Origin of the sequence: Propionibacterium acidifaciens DSM 21887 (assembly GCF_000426605.1) — a bacterium.
In the GTDB taxonomy this organism is placed as follows: domain Bacteria; phylum Actinomycetota; class Actinomycetes; order Propionibacteriales; family Propionibacteriaceae; genus Propionibacterium; species Propionibacterium acidifaciens.
In genome coordinates, this window is sequence record NZ_AUFR01000085.1 from 1 (window position 1) to 1261 (window position 1261).

The 1261-nt window shown below is 52.3% G+C and carries 3 protein-coding genes; 1 reads left to right on the plus strand and 2 read right to left on the minus strand.

What is annotated here, in order from left to right:
- Positions 1-336: transposase family protein (locus tag K336_RS0112435; protein ID WP_028707198.1), on the plus strand; the 336-nt coding region annotated here is incomplete at its 5' end.
- 103 nt (positions 337-439) lie between these two features.
- Here the strand turns inward: K336_RS0112435 and K336_RS18230 are convergent.
- Together K336_RS18230 and K336_RS19490 are read right to left on the minus strand one after the other, a co-directional pair.
- Positions 440-1066 (minus strand): Imm26 family immunity protein, encoded by a 627-nt coding sequence (locus tag K336_RS18230; RefSeq protein WP_081660869.1) that lies wholly within the window; start codon positions 1064-1066, stop codon positions 440-442.
- Positions 1056-1261: hypothetical protein (locus K336_RS19490; RefSeq protein ID WP_211223521.1), on the minus strand; the 206-nt coding region annotated here is incomplete at its 5' end. The genes K336_RS19490 and K336_RS18230, both read right to left, overlap by 11 nt.

The following is a 1261-nucleotide window of genomic DNA, read 5'->3' on the forward strand; positions in this document are numbered from 1 at the left end:
GACGCCCGGGCGCTCACCGAATCAGGCCTCCTCGACAACAACAACGACCCCTCGAGCAGTGATCCGACCAGACACCCTCCCACCCGGCACATCGCGGACAAAGGGTATGTCGGGATGGGCCTGATCACCCCTGTCAAGAAACTCCCGGGTCTTCCCCTGTCCGAGGCCGACAAGAACGTCAACCGGGCCATCGACCAGATCAGGTGGCGGATCGAACAAGTCATCGCCAACCTCAAAACCTGGCACACCCTCAAAACCGGCTACAGACGCCCCACCGACACCCTCCCGGACACCATCACAGCAACACTCGGAATCATATTCACCTACACCCTATGAATAAGCCTCCATGTTCCATGGCGGCCATGAACCTCCGTGTCCAGGCAACACGATCAAGCAGCGTGAACCAAGTGCTCGTCGTTGCCTGAAGAACCTATTTCATTCAACATTGTGAGCCAAAAACATCTCGTGCAAGCACGACTCTGTCGGCGCATAGATCGGCGTAGCGTTCATTCCACGTCTCCAGTCCATTAATGGCCCTCAATGCCGCTTCGAAGGTGGCCGCCGAGATGCTCCTCCGCGCAGTAATTAATTTTGTGTTGCGTATAGCATTCCTGTTGTTGACAATGGCATTAAAGGCCGTGGCTTCTTCATCTGGCGAGGCAGGGCGACTTCTTTTGCGATAGAAGTCTTCTATGATCTTCTTGCCCCGCACGCTTGCAAAATATGCAGGAAGAAAGCGATCGGCATCTCGGCTGGTCAGTGGACGATTCATTATTATTTTCCAAGTTGGTCTTACCTTGAATGGGGTAATGGTTAGTCCAGCCAAGAGTGGGGATGACGACAACGCTTCATCCACATGTCGTGCAGCATCTTTTTCATTCGCCAAGAAATCGAATATCACAATATATGTGTTTGCGTAGTTGGGGGTGGCTATCACCTGACCAAGGTAGGCTTTCCCATTGTCAAGGGGAATCATGAAGACATCGCCATCGCGGGAAGATGTCTCGCCGGGTTTGCTGTCACCTTTTTTGATGCGTTTGTTTCTTTTGGTTGCGTCAGGGTTCATAGGGATTTCCTCCAGCGTCCTGATATCTCTCTTCGCTCATCTGGTGTCGCTTTGACTGGCATGAAACGAAATCGTATTTTTCATGGATTTCTCGTGTCGTTTCGGATATGATTGGGGCATGCAGGTCGGGGTCACCCCGGAGGAAACCGCTGTTCTGATCAGGTGGAAGAAACGCACGGACAATTACGTGCTTTG

Excerpts from the sequence above, each read along its gene's own strand:
- K336_RS18230 (WP_081660869.1), bottom strand. The coding sequence starts at position 1,066 with ATGAACCCTGACGCAACCAAAAGAAACAAACGCATCAAAAAAGGTGAC.